Below are 16,131 nucleotides of genomic sequence, written 5' to 3' on the forward strand. Positions count from 1 at the left end.
TGAAACTGTCGGCAATGTTCCAGCACCGCGTCCGGCGCTCGTCGGAACGCGAAAGAGACCCGAGCCGATCCAGTTTATCGTCACCCAGCGCAGGAGCCAGACAGCACGATGACCGTCGAACACGACCTGCCCCTGATCGGAACCGTTTCAATGGGGCTGGGCATCGCCTTCATCGCGGGCCTTGCGGCTTCGCGGGTGGGCTTGCCGCCGCTGGTCGGTTATCTGCTGGCAGGCGTGGTCGTCGGGCCGTTCACTCCCGGCATCGTTGCGGATTCGAGCATCGCGTCGGAACTGGCCGAAATAGGCGTGATCCTGCTGATGTTCGGCGTCGGTACGCATTTCTCCATCCGTGATCTCTGGGCCGTGCGCCGCATCGCGCTGCCGGGCGCCGTCGTCCAGATCGCCGTGGCCACCGGCCTGGGCGTGCTGGCCGCGCGGGTCTGGGGCTGGTCGATCGGGGCGGCGCTGGTCTTCGGCCTGGCGCTTTCTGTCGCCAGTACCGTGGTGATGCTGCGCGCATTGCAGGAACGCGGACTGGTCGACAGCGTGAAGGGCCGGATCGCGGTGGGCTGGCTGGTGGTCGAGGACCTGGTGATGGTGCTCGCGCTGATCCTGCTGCCGGCGTTCGCCGGCTTCCTCGGCGGCACGCCCGGCCACGCGCCGGGTGTCGGCGAATCGCTGGCCGTGACGGTCGCGCTGACGTTCCTGAAGATCGCGATCTTCTTCGCGCTGATGTACGTCATCGGCCTGCGCCTGTTCCCGTGGCTGTCCGCGCAGTTGACCCGATCAGGCTCCGCGGAACTGGCGACGCTCTTCGTGACCGCGGTGGCGATCAGCCTGGCCTATGGCGCCGCCGTGGGATTCGGCGTGTCGTTCGCGCTCGGCGCCTTCCTCGCTGGCGTGGTGGTCAACGAAGCCGGCCTGACGCATCGGTTCTCCAGCCAGGTGCAGGTGCTTGAACACGTCTTCGCGGTGCTGTTCTTCGTCTCGGTCGGCATGCTGCTGGATCCGGCGATCCTGTGGACCGAGCCCCTCAAGGTCCTGATGGTGCTGGCCATCATCATGATCGGAAAAACGCTGGCCGCGATGGCGCTGGTGCTGCTGCTGCGGCATCCGCTGCGCACGGCGCTGACGGTGTCGGCGAGCCTGGCCCAGATCGGCGAGTTCTCGTTCATCCTCGCTGGCCTCGGGCTGAGCCTGGGCCTGCTGCCTCCGGAAGGGCGCGATCTGATTCTCGCCGGCGCGATCCTGTCGATCACGCTCAATCCGGTCGTCTTTCGTCTCAGTGACTGGATCGCCAGCCGGCAGGCCGACGACGTGCCTGCCACGCCGGTGACGTCAGCCGATTCGCTGCTCGTCGAAACCAGGCAGGTCGTGCTCGTGGGTTATGGACGCGTCGGTCGCACCGTCGGCAAGGATCTGGCGAAGGCGGGCATTCCGTTCACGGTGGTCGAGCAGAACCGGGATACCGTCGAACGCCTGCGCAAGCGCGGCATCCACGTGATTTCCGGCGACGCCTCGACGGCCGACCTGATCACGCAGGCGCCGCTGGATCGCACGCGCCTGGTCGTGCTGGCCATCCCCAACATCCACGAGGCGCGCCGTGTGTTCGATCTGATCAAGGCGGCCAACCCAACGATCGACATCGTCGTGCGCGCCGACGACGAGGTGGAGAGCGAATACTTCCGCGACAACGGTGCGCTCGAAGTCCTGATCGCCGAGAACGAACTGGGCCACGCGATGAGCCGCCTGGTGACGCGCGATTCCCGGGTCTCCGCATGAACGCTTCCCCCACGCGAACCGTCTTCTTTCTCTCCGATGGCACCGGCATCACCGCGGAGACGCTCGGTGCCAGCCTGTTGACGCAATTCGACGGCGTGGATTTCAAGAAGATCACGCTGCCGTTCATCAACACGGTCGAAAAGGCGCGCAGCACCGTCGAGTACATCGATTTCATCGCGTCCAGCGGCTTGCGCCCGATGGTGTTCTCGACCACCGTCAACGAGGAGGTGCGCGCGATCCTGCGCACGTCGAAGGCCTTGTTCGCCGATCTGTTCGACACCTACATCCACGCGATCGAGTCCGAGTTGGGATTGAAGTCGACGCATGCGCAGGGCAGGGCGCACGGCGCGCATGACCAGCGGCGCTACAACGCGCGCATCGATGCGATGAACTTCGCGATGGAACACGACGACGGCCAGTCGACCCGCGACATGTCGGCCGCCCAGGTGATCCTCATCGCGCCTTCGCGTTGCGGCAAGACGCCGACCACGCTGTATCTGGCGCTGCAGCACGGCATCTTCGCGACCAATTTTCCGATCACCGAAGACGATCTCGAACAGCAGAAGCTACCGAAGTCACTCGACGGCCTGGCGGATCGCTGCTTCGGATTCACGTCGGACCCGGAGCGCCTGCACCAGGTGCGCAACGAGCGCCGGCCGGGATCGAAATACGCGTCGCTCGCCCAGTGCTCGTTCGAACTGCGCGAGGCCGAGCGGCTCTACCAGCGCCACAACATTCCGTACGTCAGTACGGCGACCCGGTCGATCGAGGAGATCGCGGCGGTGGTGATCCAGGAGAAGGAGCTGCAGCGCTGAGCCGCACCTGCAAGGCGGATCGCGTGCCATCGAGCACGCGATCCGCTGCTCGGTTCAGGTAGGGCAGAACAGGTTCAGCTTGTTGCCGTCCAGATCCCGGAAATAGCCGATGTAGAACGCCGGGCCGCGCTGTCCCGGGGCGCCTTCGTCGGTGCCGCCCAGTTCGAGCGCCTTCTTGTAGAGCTGGTCGACCTGTTCCTTGCTGCTGGCGCCAAGCGACACCATCGTGCCGTTGCCGCTGTTGGCGGGCTTGCCGTCGAAGGGCGTGCAGACACCGAGCATCGGCGCGTTCGGCGCGGTGGCCCAGATGATCATGCGATCGAATTCCATGGCGCGCTTCGCGCCGAGGGCGCCGAGCAGCGCGTCGTAGAACTTGGCCGAGCGCTGCAGGTCGTTGGTACCGAGGGTGGCGTACGCGATCATCTTTCTCTCTCCGGTTGGGTGTCGCAGGTGATGGGGTTCTTATGCCGCGAAGTGTAAGTCGATATGCAAATCGCGACTTGATGCCGGAGGTAATGGTCTCGCGCCGTCTTGGCTTCACCCGGCTGTACGCGGGAGGATGCGCAGGCCCGTCCTGCGGAGGTCCGTCATGCGCCTGCTCATCGCCTTTGGCCTGTTCGCGTATTCGCTGGTGGCACTTGCGTCGGGGCTGGTCGGGATCTGGCGCGGAACGCTGGACGGCGAGGCGCTCGTCATCGAGTTGAAGGCGGACGGCACTGGGACGCTCGACGGCGATCCGATCCGGTACCAGCAGATGGGCCAGATGCTGATGGTCGAACTCGACGGCGAGACGATGGCCTACGCGATCCAGCAGAACGGCGATCGGATGATCGTCAGCGGCGGCGATCTCGACGCAGCCGTCACGCTCGATCGAGGCGCCAGGTCGAAGGCGGCCGCCGCACCTGCGTCACGATCCGCCGCCGCAGCGGGCAAAGGAGGGATCGATGCCTCGATGGCTGGCCGCTGGTGCCACGTCGCCAGCTTCAACGCCGTGTCGGGCGGCGGCAGCCAGTCCAGCCGCTGCTTCGAACTGGGGAGCGACGGGCGCTATCGCTATCAATCCGACAGCAGCATGAGCGCCTACGCGCCGGGTGCCTGGGGTGGCACCAACGGCAGCAGCACCGACGCGGGGCGCTGGTCGGTGGCGGGCGGGGTGATCACGGCGACCTCCGATTCCGGGGCCGTGAGTCGTTATCCGCTGGAGAAGCGCAATCATCCAAAGACCCGCGACCCAATGCTCTGCCTGGATGGCGACTGCTACGTCACCCAGTTCCAGAAGCCGTCGTGGTGAAGCGATGGCGGGCCGCGCGTCCGCGTCGCCCGCCCCAGGCGTGAAGTCCGCCTATTTCGGCACGAGGTGCTTGAGTCGCGGCATCACTTCCTGCGACAGCAACTGCAGCGAGCGCTGGTAGGCACGCGGGTTCTCGACGTAGTCGAAGCCGAACACCAGCAGCGTGCCGAAGCCGCCGGTCTCGTGGTAGATCTCCTCGATGCGCCGCGTGACGGTGTCGGGCGAACCGATGATCCAGTTGTGCTTGGCGCAGTACTCGGCCGTGACGTCGCTGTTGGGGACGTTGGCGTCGTGCTTGAAGTACTGCAGCGCGTCGAAGGAGCCGAACAGCTTCAGGAAGTACTCGCGCATCATCCGGCCCATCGGACCGTTGACCGACAGTTCCCAGGCTTCCTTGTCGGTATCGGCGACGAACACCTCGCGCACCATGCGCCAGTCGCGACGGCTCGGCGTGCGGCCCGTGCGTGCGGCGCCGATCTCCACTGACTCCCAATGGCTGGCGACGTACGCCGGATTGAGGTTCAGGCTCATCGGGATGTAACCGCGCTCGCCGGCGAGCTTGAGTGTGTCGGAGCCCTTGGAGAGGCCCGCAACGGCGATCGGCGGATGCGGCGCCTGCACCGGCTTGAGGTGCGGCTTGAGCACGTCGAACATCGTGCCCGGCTTGTTGACCTTCCAGAACTTGCCTTCGTACGTGAACGGCTCGTCCTCGGTCCAGAGCTTGAGAATGATCTCGAGGGCTTCGCGCGTCATGTCGCGGTTCTGCCCCGACATGCCGTCCACGTTGAACAGGTGCCAGTCGCTGGGCAGGCCACTGGCCGCGACGCCGAAGTTCAGACGGCCTTCGGACAGGTGGTCGAGCATCGCGACGCGGTTCGCCAGTTCCGCGGGGTGGTGATACGGCAGCAGGAAGCCGCCGGGTCCGAGCCGGATGTTCTTGGTCTGCAGGAAGGCCTGCGCGAGCAGCAGATCGGGCGTGGGATTGGGCTCCCACGGCGCGGTGTGGTGTTCGCCGACCCAGCCTTCGGTGAAACCGTATTCGTCGCACCAGCGCAGGACCTGCAGGTCCCAGTCGTGCCCGGCCTTGAGGCCGCGCTCGGGCGGGTGGGAAGGCATCGTGAAGTGACCGATCTGCATGCGCGTGCTCCAGCGAAAGGGTGGGCGGTCGTTCGTATTATCCCGGCTTCAGTGCGGCCGAATCGAAGTAGTCGCGCCACGCACTGATGCGTCCGCCCTTGAGTTCGAACGTGCCGCTGACGCGCAGGCTGGCGAGGCGGCGTCCGGTGCCGTCGAACAGGTGATCGACGCGCTCGGTCAGCACCAGGTCGCCGTCGGCCACGATGCAGCGCATGTCGACGGTCAGGCTGGCGAAGCCGAGCTGCTGCGCGAAGGCGTCGAGGAATCCGAGCGCCTCGGTCGGGCCCGTCGTCAGCGACAGGCCCACGTTCTCGTAGACGCAATCGGACGTGAAGTACTCGGGGATCGCGGTCTTGTATCCGTTGGTGGGGCCCCAGGCGGCGAAGAAGCGGTTCACGACGTCGATGGATTTCATCGGTTCTCTCTCCATGAATGATTGATGGTTCCGTGACGCTGCCTCGTCCGGACCGATGAACCGGAATCCGTCGGGGCAGCAGCAAAATTGGCCCTACGTCTGGCGATGAACTCGCGCGCCGGTTCGAATAGAACGACAGAAGCCATTCGCCGACCACCGATGCAACGTGGCGGCGGTGGCTCACCGGAGGATAGAACCATGTGCTTGACCCATCTTCTTCGCCGCCGCGGCGTGGATGCAACCCGGCTGCTCGCGGTCGTCGGCCTGGCCGTGACCCTCGCTGCCTGCGAGGGAAGTGGAGGCGACCCTTTCCCGGGAAGCCGGGTGGGCGCGGGGTCGGGCGATGGCGGCGACAGTGGCGGCGATGGCATCACGCCGGATGCGCCAGGTGCCAACGTGTTCATGAGCATCGTGCCGCCGGGCAGCACTGGAAATTCCATCGGCGGCATCGGAGGCCCAATCCCCGGCCAGCCGCAGATTTCCTATGGTCCGAACTACCGCGACCAGCTCGACATGTACGAGAACCTCGCGCATGCCCGCACGCCGCTGAAGGCCGATACCTGTGTGCCGCCGCCGAACATCGCCGCGCATCAGAAGCGTTCGGACCAGGCCTGCAACTACTTCAAGCCTGCAGGCCTGACGATCACGGCGGCCGAGGCGGTCTCCACGCGGACGCTGACCGCGCCCAATGGAAAGACCGCGACCTTGCGTCGCGACGGCTGGGGCGTGCCCTACATTGACGCGCAGGATCGCGCGTCGGCCGAGTTCGGAATGGGTTTCGCCGCCGCGCAGGACCGGCTGTGGCTGTTCGACCTGCTGCGTTTCCTCGGACGTGGCCGCGCCAGCGAGAAGCTGGGACCGGCGCCGATGACGTACGGGCTGGACCTGGAGTTCGCGTCGGACTCGGCCTACAGCGAGGCCGAACTCGCCGGCATCGTCGACAACGCGGTGGCGAAACTCGGTCCGCTCGGCCCGATGTTTCTCAGCGACACGCAGATGTTCGTCGCGGGCATGAACGCCTACATCACGTATCTCTCCACGGTGGAGGGCCTTCTGGAAGTCCCGAAGGAGTACATGACCCTGGGCCTGGGTGTCGGCAGCCGCGCGACGTTTCCGCCGGCGCCGTTCACGGTGACCGACATCGTCGCCAACGCCGTGCTGATCCAGTCCGCGCTGGGACTGGGAGGTGGCGGCGAGGCGCGCAACGTGCAGCTGCTGCAGGCACTCGATCCGGGCATCACCGGTGGTGCGACGATGCTGCCCAAGGCTGCCTGCGAGATGTGGCGCGACCTGCGCCACGCGGACACCAGCGACACGCCGCACACGACGCGGCAACGTTTCGCGACGCAGTCGCCGGGCACGCTCGACGAGAGCTGCCCGATGAATCTGCCGGCGGGCGTCGCGATCTGGGACACTGGAAGTTTTCGCGGTCACGTGCTCGAATCGCACGTCGGTCTGACCGGTATCGTCGAATCGCTGCTCACGACCGTGGTGCCCGGCGCGCTGTTGGACAAGTTGGGAGAGGCCGGCCTGAGTGCGCTGCCCGGCTTTCCCACGGCGGCGCGCGATCAGGCGCATCCGCCGATGCTGGCCGCCGTGAACGCGGGCAAGGGCACGCTGCGTGTGTCGGCCGATGCGGGCGCGAGTCGCCATGCCTTCCTCGAAAAAATCGGCATGCCGCAGACCACGTCGAACTGGATCGCCGCGGCGGGCAGCGAAACCAAGAGTGGTCATCCGATCCTCGTCGGCGGTCCGCAGACGGGCTACTACGCACCGCAGCTGCTGTGGGAATCCGCGGTGGTCAGTCGTGGCGGCACGCCGTATGAGTTCGCAGCGCGCGGCATCACGACGGTGAATCTTCCGTACGTCGTGATCGGACACGGGCTCGACTTTGCATGGACGCCGACCTCCGCGGGATCGGACTTCACGGACACGCGCGTATCGAAGCTCTGCAACCTGGATGGTTCACCGCCTTCGCGTGATGACGCCGACGGCGATGGCTTCGTCGATGCCGACGGCTATCTCTACAAGGGAACCTGCGTGCGCCTCTACCGCCGTCTGGATACCTGGATGGCGAATCCAACCGTGGCGAGCATCGCGCTCGGCGGTCTGCCGTTACCCGAGACCGTCAGCCGCTACGTGCTCAGGACGCACTACGGTCCGGTATCGGGAACCGCCACCGTCAACGGCGAGCCGGTCGTGATCTCGCGTCAGCGTTCGAGCTTCCTTGCCGACGTCGATACGGCCGCGCCGTTCGCACTGCTGACGACCACCGGCCTGCAGATGGATCACCAGCGCTTCAAGAAGCTGTTCAACAGCATGACGGCGACATTCAACTGGCTGTACGTCGACAAGAACGACATCGCCTTCTTCCAGTCGGGCCTGTATCCGAAGCGTCATCCGCAGCACAACCCCGAACTGCCGGTCTGGGGCGATGGCAACTTCGAGTGGGTCGTCGACCAATCCTTGCCAGCGAGCTTCTTCACGACCTACGGCGGCAATGCCGCGAACGGCGCACTGCCGTATCCGAGCCGCGCGTATCCAACGGTGGTCGACACGGACGGCTACTACGACTGGCCGGGCTTCCTGCCGCTGGAAGCGCACATCCAGGACGTGAATCCGCCCGAGGGATACATGGCGAACTGGAACAACTCCGGCGCGCCCGGCTGGTGGGCGGCGGATGGCAACGGCACCTACGGACCGACGCATCGGGTCGAGAGCCTGCGCAAGCGTCTGGCGGCATTCAAGGCTTCGGGGCGCAAGCACGATCTGGCCAGCATGATCGAGGTGGCGGGCGATGCAGCGTTCACCGACCTGCGCGGATTCGATGTGCTGCCGCTGATCCTGCAGCTCGCGCGACAAGGCACGCTGAGCGCCGATCAGGGCGCCGCGCTGGCGTTGATGGATGCCTGGGTCGGCGAAGGTTCGGCGAACTGGATTGACGAAACCTCGGGGCTGGGTGCTTTCCGGCGCGATCGCGATGACGATGGTCACTACGATCACGAGGCCGCCGTGGTGCTGATGGACGCGTGGTACCTGCGCCTGATGGAAACGGTGACGCCGCAGCTCTCGGCGATCGAAGCCGATGGCGCCTCGGTGCTGGCGGCACGTTATGACGCACCGCGCGCGCAGGGCTCTGCGTATCAGGAAGGCTGGTTCCAGCACATGAAGCGGCTGATGCAGACGGCCCTCGGCACGTCGGGCCGCGTCGACTATCGCGCGCTCAAGTGCGCCAACTCGAGAGACCCGGCGGTCTGTCGCGCTGCCGTGCTGACCGCGCTCGACCAGGCGCTCGCCGATCTGGGCGGTGTTTCGAATCAGGCGGCATGGGACGGTCGCCAGCTCGTCTATGCCAAAGGAGCGGATTGTGGCGTCGTCGAGGATTGCGATGCGGTGGAGCACACCTCGTTCGCATTCCAGCCGCCGCCGATCATTCACTGGATCAACCGGCCGACGTTCCACCAGGCCGCGGAGATCCGCGAAAGTCGCTAGCGACGCGCCCCCGTAGCCCGGACGAAGTCCGGGTTTGTCTCTTCGTGCTGTTGAACGAGATCCCGGACTTCGTCCGGGCTACGGATTCGCTGCTTTCGTCAGAACCGCATCATCGGCATCGGGCGCAGCGGGTCGGTGCGGAGCTGACGCCCGGCTGCACGCATCAGCAGCTTGTGGAAGCCCGCGTTCGGGAATGTCGTGCGCACTTCGGAAACGAATGCGGACGGCAGACCGAACTTGAGCAGGCCGAGCGACACGTCGATCCAGTCCGCCTTGCGGAACGGCTCGACCAGCGGGCCGGCGCTCGCACCCGCACCGCGGATCTTGTGGTGCTCGACGACCATCGCTTCGATCTCCGGCGCCCATTCGGACTTGCCGATGTCCGAAAGATATTTCTGCGCGAAATCGCGTGAAGGCTCGAGGTAATCGAGGGTCTTGTGCGTCCACACGCCGATGTCGTGGAACGCGCACGCGATGCCGATCTTCTCGAGTTGCTCGTCACTGACGCCGCCGGCCAGCTCGACACAGAAATTGGCGACGCGGTAGTTGTGGTTGCGATACGGGACCAGGTCGGCGCCGAAAAGGTCGGAACGCGTTTCCAGCAACTGGTCCAGGATGGGGATGGATGTGACGACGGCCATGATCACTCCTCAGTGAAGGCAAGCTCATTGTAGGCGGCGGCTGCGACCGGAGACGGTTCGGGTTGCATCCGCCCTCGGCTCGATCCGGCGGTGATCGAAACAAGGGGTGGCACAATCGAGGCCCCCATGCGCGCCGCGAACGCGGCTCGGAGCAATCGATCCCGTGAAGTCCGTCACCGTTCGATACGGCCTGCTCGGCCTGCTGCTGTGTTCGCTCGCCGCGTGTCAGAAAGCGGATGAATCGTCTTCGGGTCCGGTGTCCGGCGCATCGCCCGCAGCGGAGAGCGCTCCGGTCCCGGCCGCGGAACCGGCGGTCACGCAGGCGCCGCCTCCGGTGACGGAGGTGACGCGCTTCGACGGATTCGGGCCCGCCCGCTTCGGCGAGGCCGAGGAGTCCGTCCGCATCGCCTGGGGCAGACCGCTGGAGGCCGCAGGTTCCGAGGACTGCCGTCAGTTGTTCGCCGAACCGCTCGCCACACGCGCACAGGGCAAGGGCGTGTCGTTCATGCTGGTCGACGGCAAGTTCGCGCGCTACGACATCGGCACCGCGAACTATCCGGCGCCGGGCGGCGCCGTGGTGGGCGATCCGATGGCCCGGGTGATCGAGCAGCACGGCACCCGGGTCGAGCTGCAGCCGCACAAATATGTCGAAGGCGCCAAGACGCTGATCGTCACGCCCGAAGGCGGCGGTGACGCGCGGCTGGTGTTCGAAACCTCGCCCGACGGTACGATCACGCGATGGCGCATCGGCGTGCCGCCGGCGATCTTCTTCGTCGAAGGCTGCTCCTGAGTCCCGCCAGATTCGCCCGTTCTCCCCACCTCACTGCCTGAACCCGATGGCCGCCTCCAGTCTTCTGACTCTGATCGACGACATCGCCACGATCCTCGACGACGTGGCGGTGATGACCAAGGTGGCGGCCAAGAAGACCGCGGGCGTGCTGGGCGACGACCTCGCGCTGAACGCACAGCAGGTCACCGGCGTGAAGGCGGATCGCGAGCTGCCGGTGGTGTGGGCCGTGGCCAAGGGTTCGGCGATCAACAAGCTGATCTTGGTGCCGGCCGCGCTCGGGATCAGCGCCATCGCACCCTGGGCGATCATCCCGCTGCTGATGCTCGGCGGCGCGTTTCTCTGCTACGAGGGCTTCCACAAGATCGTGCACTCGTTTCTGCACTCGAAGGCCGAGGACCAGGCTCACCATCAGGAGCTGGTCGAGGCCGTGGTCGATCCGGCGGTGGACATGGTGGCGTTCGAGCGCGACAAGGTGAAGGGCGCGGTGCGCACCGACTTCATCCTCTCGGCGGAAATCGTCGTGATCTCGCTGGGCACCGTCGCCGACGCGACCTTCATGCGCCAGGTGCTGGTGCTCGGCGGCATCTCCGTGATCATGACCGTGGGTGTCTATGGCCTGGTCGCCGGCATCGTGAAGCTCGACGACCTGGGGATGCACCTGATCCAGACCGCGAGCGCGGCCAAGCGCAAGCTCGGGCAGGGCATCCTGAAGTTCGCGCCGGTGCTGATGAGGACCTTGTCCGTCGTCGGTACGGCCGCGATGTTCATGGTGGGCGGCGGCATCCTGGTGCACGGCGTGCCGGCGCTGCATCACGGTGTGGAGCACACCACCGAAATCGTCGCTGCGTGGCCCGGCGTTGGCGGCGTGCTGGCCGCTCTGACACCAACCTTGCTCGGTGCCCTTGTCGGCATCGTGGCGGGCGGTCTGATCGTGCTGGTGCTGACGGTGGGGCAACGGCTGTTCAAGCGCGGGACGCCGGCGGCGGTGTGACGTCAGCGGCGTTGCCGCCCTGGCGCCAGCGGATCCGATCGGATGATTTCTGCGACGCGGGCCGTGCGAGTCGAGCCATCCGTGGATGAATCCGGGACGGAATTCGCCGGACATCCGGGCCCGGCCTCACTTCTTCAACGTATCGAAAACAGGTCGCGGAGATGCTGCTGATGAAGCTGGGAGTGGTGTCCGATCTGCACCTGAGCATGGCGCCCTTCGAGCCGCCACGCAGCGATGCCGATCTGATCGTGCTGGCCGGCGACATCGCGCGGCCGGATGCCGCGATGAGCTTCGCCAAGGGCATCGGCAAGCCGGTGCTCTACGTTGCCGGCAACCATGAGTTCTACGGCGGCAGCCTCGTCGGAACGATACGCCGGCTCAAGGAGCTGGCGAGCGGAAGCAATGTGATCGTGCTGGACAACGAAACGACCGTGATCGGCGGCGTGCGATTCGTCGGCAGCACGCTCTGGACCGATTTTGCTTCGTTCGACGTGACCGCGGATGCGGAGGCGTGCGCAACCGCCGAGCGGCTCGCGATCAAACTGGTCCGTGATTTCTCGCGCATACGCATCGACGACGACTCCACGGCCTTGTTCACGCCCACCGTGAGCGCCGAGCACTACGCGCGCAACGCCGCCTGGATCAAATCGGTTCTGGACGTGCCCTTCGACGGGACGACCGTGGTGATCACGCATCACGCGCCGTGCCTGCGCAGCATCCACCCGAAGTACGAGGGCTCGCCGCTCAATGCCTGTTTCGTGTCCGACGCCGAGTCGCTGATGGGCGAGGACCGCGTCGCGCTGTGGATCCATGGCCACATGCACGATTCGTTCGACTATCACGTCCGTGGTACGCGCGTCGTCTGCAATCCGCGTGGCTATCGCAAGGACGGAGCCAACGAGAACCGGGATTTCGAGCCGGGGTTTGTCGTCGACGTGCCACGACAGAAGGCCGCCGCGCGGGCGCACTGAGGGAGCCACTGGAGCCCGCAGGCTCCCCGCGGAGAACCCGGATCCGGGCGAGCGCGATGGATCGAATCGAAATTCGCGTTGCACGTCCCGGGATCGGACACTAGAATCGCGGCCCCACCGTTCCGTGATAGCTCAGTCGGTAGAGCAAGTGACTGTTAATCACTGGGTCCCAGGTTCGAGTCCTGGTCACGGAGCCATTAACAACGAGCACTTGAAGGTCCAGCCTTCAGGTGCTTTTTGTTTTCCGGGGTCCTCGTCGCCGCACCGTCGTCGTCAGGCGCAGGTTTTCCGCTGCCTTGGCCGCGCCTCCTGGCCGTGTCCGGGTCCTCTCCGGTGATGGCCGGATCAGGTCGTTTCGACCGCCACTGGGAGTTCGCCGCCGCGCTAAAGTGCCTCCATGACGGAGTTTCTCAATCGATGGAGGTCGAAGCGGCCGAAGGCGTCGTTCGAGACGCTGCTCGCGCCGCATGTCGATCACCTCTATCGGCTTGCGTACCGGTTCACTGGCAGCGCGCACTCCGCCGAGGACCTCGTGCAGGACGTGCTGGTGAAGCTCTTCCGGATGCAGGGCGAGATCGCCCGGCTCGATAAACCGCGACCCTGGCTTGCGCGCGTGCTGTACCACGAGTACGTGGATCGATGGCGACGCGAGCGTCTTGCCCCGGTGAACCTGTCCACCCTCGATTCGGGAGAGGCGGAGTTCGGCGAACACGAGCCGGACCCCAATCCCGAGGCGGACCCGGAGCGGCAGGCCATCGGCATGCAATTGCGGGAGCAGTTGCTGGCCGCCATCGCCCAGCTCAACGAGGACCAGCGCACCGTCATCCTGTTTCACGATGTCGAGGGCTACACCCTCGAGGAGCTGTCGGTGGTTCTGTCGCAGCCTTTGGGGACGCTCAAGTCCCGCGTCCACCGGGCCCGGACCCGGTTGCGCGAAATTCTGACTCGGGGCGACGAAACCATTTCGGCCTCCAATGCGTTATCCCTGCTGGGATAGCTCTATGAACTGCGCACTCTTCAAAACCTCGCTGCACGATTGGCTCGACGGTGGCCGGGACGCCGATGGCGTCGCGGCGCTCGAGAGCCACGCGGGTGGCTGCCCGGCGTGCCGGGCCCTGCTGGCGGAGGAGCGGCTGCGACGCAGCGCGCTGCGCCAGCTGCCGGTTCCGCCGGCCCGGCCGCGGTTCGCCAGCGAGGCCCTGCAGGTTGCGCGTCTGGCCGACCGGAGCTGGCGGCGCCAATTGCGCCGTCACGACATGCAGATCGCGGCCGTGGCGGCTTCGGCGGCGCTCGCGGTCGTGGCCTTCGTCCTGTTGCGGCAGGAACCGGGGATCCCGGCTGGCCAGATCGTCGCGGTGGCGCCGCCCGCGATCGAGACGTATGCGCTGACCACCGGCCAGGTGCAGTCACTCCGCCTGCGCATCGAGGCGCCGCGCGATTTCGAAGGGGTCCGCTTCAGCGTCGAACTGCCGGACCATGTTTCCCTCGTAGGTCAGCCGGGTATTCGCGCGATGACCTGGGAAGGCAGCCTGCGCAAGGGGCCGAATGTCCTTGAGCTGCCGCTGCTGGCGCAGGCGGGCGCTGCCGGCCGCATGGCCACGCGGGTGTCGTGGGGTACGTTCGAGCGGCATCTCGAGGCCAGTCTGGTCAGCGTTCCGCCGACGCCTGGCGTGGCCTCGCACAAGCGGGACGCCGAGGCATGATTTTGCTCCTGCCGGGCAGGGCGAATGGGCGGCCATGGCGGCACACGGCGCTGGCGCTGGTCACGATGATGACGGGCGTGCCCGGCATGTCGACGTACGCAATCGCGGCGGACGCCGCGTCGATCCTCGAAGAGCCGATGCAGCCGATCGCCAAGGACAGCCCGAAGATCCGGGTGTGCAAGGCCTGCTCGCTGACGGAAATGCAGGACGGCAGCAGCCAGCGCGTGGCCGAGCGGGCCGCTCCCGAGTATTCGGCGCCACGCGATGCCGGGCAGATGATGATGCCGCGCGACGACGGGGCGGGTTCGGCAACCGACCCCTATGCCGGGACGACGATTTCGGTGCCCGGAGCCGCCACCCTCATGCTGCCGGTCGTGATTCAGTGACGCGCGGCTTCGTCCTTCTCGCGCTGGGGCTCGGGCTACCGGTGGCCCAGGCGAACGATGCGTCGGGCCTCGACCTGACCATCGACGTGCTGGGCAGAAACGACAGCATCGACGAGCGCATCGTCAACCGGATCGCGATTCCCGGTGTGGCGCTGGAGCGTGCTCCGGTCGAGCGGCGCCCACTGGCCGCGGTGGGCGGGGCGGTCGGTGGGGTACTCGGGGGCGTGGGCGGAGTCGTCGGGGGCGTCGTCGAACGTGTGGCGCCCGCGCTGCCGCTGCTACGCTACGAGGAATGGGTCGAACAGCGAAAAGAAGCCGAGCAGGATCGTCGGAGAGACGTTCGGGAACGAGCGCGCGAGCGACGCGAGTAGTCCCCTGAGCGCGTCGATCGGGCTCGGTGCAGGCGCCCGCACGACGCAATCGGCAGGACACGGAATCCTTTGGCGACGGGCATGAGCGGGGCGTGGGTCGCCGCCTGCATCGGATCGCTGGCGGTCGGGCTCTGGTCCCTCCCATTGGCTGCCGAAGCGGCACCGGCGCCCTTCGAACATTCCTTTGAAGCCGGCGTGGCCCTGACGCGCGCGGGGCGCTACGACGAAGCGCTCATTCAATTCCTGGCCGCCGAGAAAGCCGGTGACCAGAGCGCACGCCTGTACTTCAATCTGGGTGTCGTCAATTACCGTTTGCAGCGCTACGAGGCCGCGCGCGCGGCTTTTGCGCTGGCGGCCGAGGACCCGGAGACGGCCGACCTGGCGCGGTACAACAGCGGGCTGGTGGCGCTGGCGGATGGCGACAACGAAGAAGCTGCGCGCTGGTTTCGCCGAGTCTCGGACCAGGCAGGTGACGCGGGCCTGCGGGCGCTGGCGAGGCGCGCGCTGGACCGCGCGGCGGGCGAGACGTCGCCAGCCGACACGGTGGCGGCGCAGGGATCGCTGTCGGTGCTGCGCGGCTGGGACAGCAATGTCGTGGTGCCGGTCGGTTCGATCAGCGATCTGCCGTCGTCGCGACGCGACCAGTTCACCGAAGCGCGCCTGGCATGGGCGGGTGCGCTCGGCGATGCGGTACCGGGCCTGGGCTATCGCCTCACTGGATTGGCGATCGAATACGACGACATCCAGCCCGGCGACATCGCCGCGCTGGAGGCCGGCGTAGATTGGCGCGGGCCGATCCTGATCGACGCAGGGGTCGGCGTCCTCGCGGTCGGGGACAACGGATACCAGAGCAGCCTCGACATTCGCTTGCAGGCCCCGGTGATCGACGCGGACGGCGTGCGTGTGAACGTCGATGGCGGCTGGAGCCGGCTCGAGCCGATGGACGATCGCGCCAACGGTCTGGAGGGCTCGCGCTACAGCTTCGGGGGCTCGGTGGACGCTGGAATCAGGCCGTTGAGCGTCAATTTCGGGTATCGGCACCTGATCAACGACCGCTTCGCGGCAAGCCTGTCCCCGAAGCAGGACCGCTATTCGCTGCGGCTGCGACTCGCGCTCGGCCGCTGGGTCGTTCGGGCCTGGGGCCGCTATATCGAAAGCGATTACCCCACGCAGCGGCAGGACGAAGCGCGGGATATCGGTATCGATACGGCGTTCCGGCTGCACTCCCGCTGGGAGCTGCTGGTGGAGGCCAACCGCTTGCAGAACCGGTCGAGTGATTCACGTTTCAACTACACCACCGAACGGCTCTATTCCGGGCTGCGCTTCTACTTTTGAGGGGTTCTCGA

16 protein-coding genes and 1 tRNA gene are annotated in these 16,131 nt (G+C 66.4%); 13 read left to right on the plus strand and 4 right to left on the minus strand.

Features of this window, described 5'->3' with window-relative positions:
• Window positions 1-108 precede the first annotated feature (108 nt).
• The gene (locus DFR24_RS03830) at window positions 109-1,782 is read left to right on the plus strand and encodes a cation:proton antiporter domain-containing protein (protein ID WP_133880003.1); all 1,674 of its coding nucleotides are present in this window, start codon (window positions 109-111) and stop codon (window positions 1,780-1,782) included.
• Window positions 1,779-2,597, plus strand: coding sequence for a posphoenolpyruvate synthetase regulatory kinase/phosphorylase PpsR (gene ppsR / locus DFR24_RS03835; RefSeq protein ID WP_133880004.1), 819 nt, complete (start codon window positions 1,779-1,781; stop codon window positions 2,595-2,597). Before DFR24_RS03830 ends, ppsR begins: the two co-directional genes overlap by 4 nt.
• Window positions 2,598-2,651: 54 nt before the next feature.
• On the opposite strand, the gene DFR24_RS03840 is transcribed toward ppsR, so the two are convergent.
• Window positions 2,652-3,020 carry a VOC family protein gene (locus DFR24_RS03840; protein ID WP_133880005.1) on the minus strand — a complete coding sequence of 123 codons (369 nt, stop codon included), beginning with the start codon at window positions 3,018-3,020 and terminating at the stop codon, window positions 2,652-2,654.
• A 166-nt stretch (window positions 3,021-3,186) separates the two neighbouring features.
• Between DFR24_RS03840 and DFR24_RS03845 the strand changes: the two genes are divergently transcribed.
• Window positions 3,187-3,888, plus strand: coding sequence for a hypothetical protein (locus DFR24_RS03845; RefSeq protein ID WP_133880006.1), 702 nt, complete (start codon window positions 3,187-3,189; stop codon window positions 3,886-3,888).
• Window positions 3,889-3,939: 51 nt separating this feature from the next.
• On the opposite strand, the gene DFR24_RS03850 is transcribed toward DFR24_RS03845, so the two are convergent.
• Complete coding sequence (locus DFR24_RS03850) at window positions 3,940-5,025, minus strand: LLM class flavin-dependent oxidoreductase (protein ID WP_133880007.1); 1,086 nt, start codon at window positions 5,023-5,025, stop codon at window positions 3,940-3,942.
• 37 nt (window positions 5,026-5,062) lie between these two features.
• A complete protein-coding gene (locus DFR24_RS03855; RefSeq protein ID WP_162851024.1) occupies window positions 5,063-5,440 on the minus strand; it encodes a limonene-1,2-epoxide hydrolase family protein in 378 nt (125 codons plus the stop codon).
• 198 nt (window positions 5,441-5,638) lie between these two features.
• Between DFR24_RS03855 and DFR24_RS03860 the strand changes: the two genes are divergently transcribed.
• Entirely contained in the window at window positions 5,639-8,932 is a 3,294-nt protein-coding gene (locus DFR24_RS03860; protein ID WP_162851025.1) for a penicillin acylase family protein, read from the plus strand.
• A 98-nt stretch (window positions 8,933-9,030) separates the two neighbouring features.
• Here the strand turns inward: DFR24_RS03860 and DFR24_RS03865 are convergent, their stop codons facing one another.
• Window positions 9,031-9,573 (minus strand): HD domain-containing protein, encoded by a 543-nt coding sequence (locus DFR24_RS03865; RefSeq protein ID WP_133880010.1) that lies wholly within the window; start codon window positions 9,571-9,573, stop codon window positions 9,031-9,033.
• A gap of 163 nt (window positions 9,574-9,736) precedes the next feature.
• Between DFR24_RS03865 and DFR24_RS03870 the strand changes: the two genes are divergently transcribed.
• The 9 genes from DFR24_RS03870 (at window position 9,737) to DFR24_RS03910 (ending at window position 16,120) form a co-directional block, all read left to right on the plus strand.
• Window positions 9,737-10,363: a hypothetical protein gene (locus tag DFR24_RS03870; protein ID WP_133880011.1), complete on the plus strand. Its 627-nt coding sequence runs from the start codon at window positions 9,737-9,739 to the stop codon at window positions 10,361-10,363.
• 46 nt (window positions 10,364-10,409) lie between these two features.
• Window positions 10,410-11,354 carry a DUF808 domain-containing protein gene (locus DFR24_RS03875; protein ID WP_133880012.1) on the plus strand — a complete coding sequence of 315 codons (945 nt, stop codon included), beginning with the start codon at window positions 10,410-10,412 and terminating at the stop codon, window positions 11,352-11,354.
• 170 nt (window positions 11,355-11,524) lie between these two features.
• Complete coding sequence (locus DFR24_RS03880; RefSeq protein WP_133880013.1) at window positions 11,525-12,325, plus strand: metallophosphoesterase family protein; 801 nt, start codon at window positions 11,525-11,527, stop codon at window positions 12,323-12,325.
• A gap of 121 nt (window positions 12,326-12,446) precedes the next feature.
• Window positions 12,447-12,522 (plus strand) — tRNA-Asn (locus DFR24_RS03885).
• Window positions 12,523-12,722: 200 nt separating this feature from the next.
• Window positions 12,723-13,322 carry an RNA polymerase sigma factor gene (locus tag DFR24_RS03890; protein ID WP_133880014.1) on the plus strand — a complete coding sequence of 200 codons (600 nt, stop codon included), beginning with the start codon at window positions 12,723-12,725 and terminating at the stop codon, window positions 13,320-13,322.
• A 4-nt stretch (window positions 13,323-13,326) separates the two neighbouring features.
• Window positions 13,327-14,028 carry an anti-sigma factor family protein gene (locus DFR24_RS03895; protein ID WP_162851026.1) on the plus strand — a complete coding sequence of 234 codons (702 nt, stop codon included), beginning with the start codon at window positions 13,327-13,329 and terminating at the stop codon, window positions 14,026-14,028.
• 65 nt (window positions 14,029-14,093) lie between these two features.
• Window positions 14,094-14,414: a hypothetical protein gene (locus DFR24_RS03900; protein WP_136249414.1), complete on the plus strand. Its 321-nt coding sequence runs from the start codon at window positions 14,094-14,096 to the stop codon at window positions 14,412-14,414.
• Window positions 14,411-14,785, plus strand: coding sequence for a hypothetical protein (locus DFR24_RS03905; RefSeq protein ID WP_133880017.1), 375 nt, complete (start codon window positions 14,411-14,413; stop codon window positions 14,783-14,785). The genes DFR24_RS03900 and DFR24_RS03905 overlap by 4 nt, the downstream gene beginning before the upstream one ends.
• Window positions 14,786-14,854: 69 nt before the next feature.
• A complete protein-coding gene (locus DFR24_RS03910; RefSeq protein ID WP_133880018.1) occupies window positions 14,855-16,120 on the plus strand; it encodes a tetratricopeptide repeat protein in 1,266 nt (421 codons plus the stop codon).
• Window positions 16,121-16,131 lie beyond the last annotated feature (11 nt).

This window comes from Panacagrimonas perspica, from assembly GCF_004364935.1.
GTDB lineage: Bacteria > Pseudomonadota > Gammaproteobacteria > Nevskiales > Nevskiaceae > Panacagrimonas > Panacagrimonas perspica.

What these genes read in the sequence shown, in the direction of transcription:
- DFR24_RS03845 (WP_133880006.1), top strand. Translation starts at nt 3,187, where the DNA reads ATGCGCCTGCTCATCGCCTTTGGCCTGTTCGCGTATTCGCTGGTGGCA.
- DFR24_RS03860 (WP_162851025.1), top strand. Translation starts at nt 5,639, where the DNA reads ATGTGCTTGACCCATCTTCTTCGCCGCCGCGGCGTGGATGCAACCCGG.
- DFR24_RS03830 (WP_133880003.1), top strand. Translation starts at nt 109, where the DNA reads ATGACCGTCGAACACGACCTGCCCCTGATCGGAACCGTTTCAATGGGG.
- DFR24_RS03850 (WP_133880007.1), bottom strand. Translation starts at nt 5,025, where the DNA reads ATGCAGATCGGTCACTTCACGATGCCTTCCCACCCGCCCGAGCGCGGC.
- DFR24_RS03890 (WP_133880014.1), top strand. Translation starts at nt 12,723, where the DNA reads ATGACGGAGTTTCTCAATCGATGGAGGTCGAAGCGGCCGAAGGCGTCG.
- DFR24_RS03880 (WP_133880013.1), top strand. Translation starts at nt 11,525, where the DNA reads ATGAAGCTGGGAGTGGTGTCCGATCTGCACCTGAGCATGGCGCCCTTC.
- DFR24_RS03865 (WP_133880010.1), bottom strand. Translation starts at nt 9,573, where the DNA reads ATGGCCGTCGTCACATCCATCCCCATCCTGGACCAGTTGCTGGAAACG.
- DFR24_RS03900 (WP_136249414.1), top strand. Translation starts at nt 14,094, where the DNA reads ATGATGACGGGCGTGCCCGGCATGTCGACGTACGCAATCGCGGCGGAC.
- DFR24_RS03840 (WP_133880005.1), bottom strand. Translation starts at nt 3,020, where the DNA reads ATGATCGCGTACGCCACCCTCGGTACCAACGACCTGCAGCGCTCGGCC.
- DFR24_RS03895 (WP_162851026.1), top strand. Translation starts at nt 13,327, where the DNA reads ATGAACTGCGCACTCTTCAAAACCTCGCTGCACGATTGGCTCGACGGT.
- ppsR (WP_133880004.1), top strand. Translation starts at nt 1,779, where the DNA reads ATGAACGCTTCCCCCACGCGAACCGTCTTCTTTCTCTCCGATGGCACC.
- DFR24_RS03875 (WP_133880012.1), top strand. Translation starts at nt 10,410, where the DNA reads ATGGCCGCCTCCAGTCTTCTGACTCTGATCGACGACATCGCCACGATC.
- DFR24_RS03855 (WP_162851024.1), bottom strand. Translation starts at nt 5,440, where the DNA reads ATGAAATCCATCGACGTCGTGAACCGCTTCTTCGCCGCCTGGGGCCCC.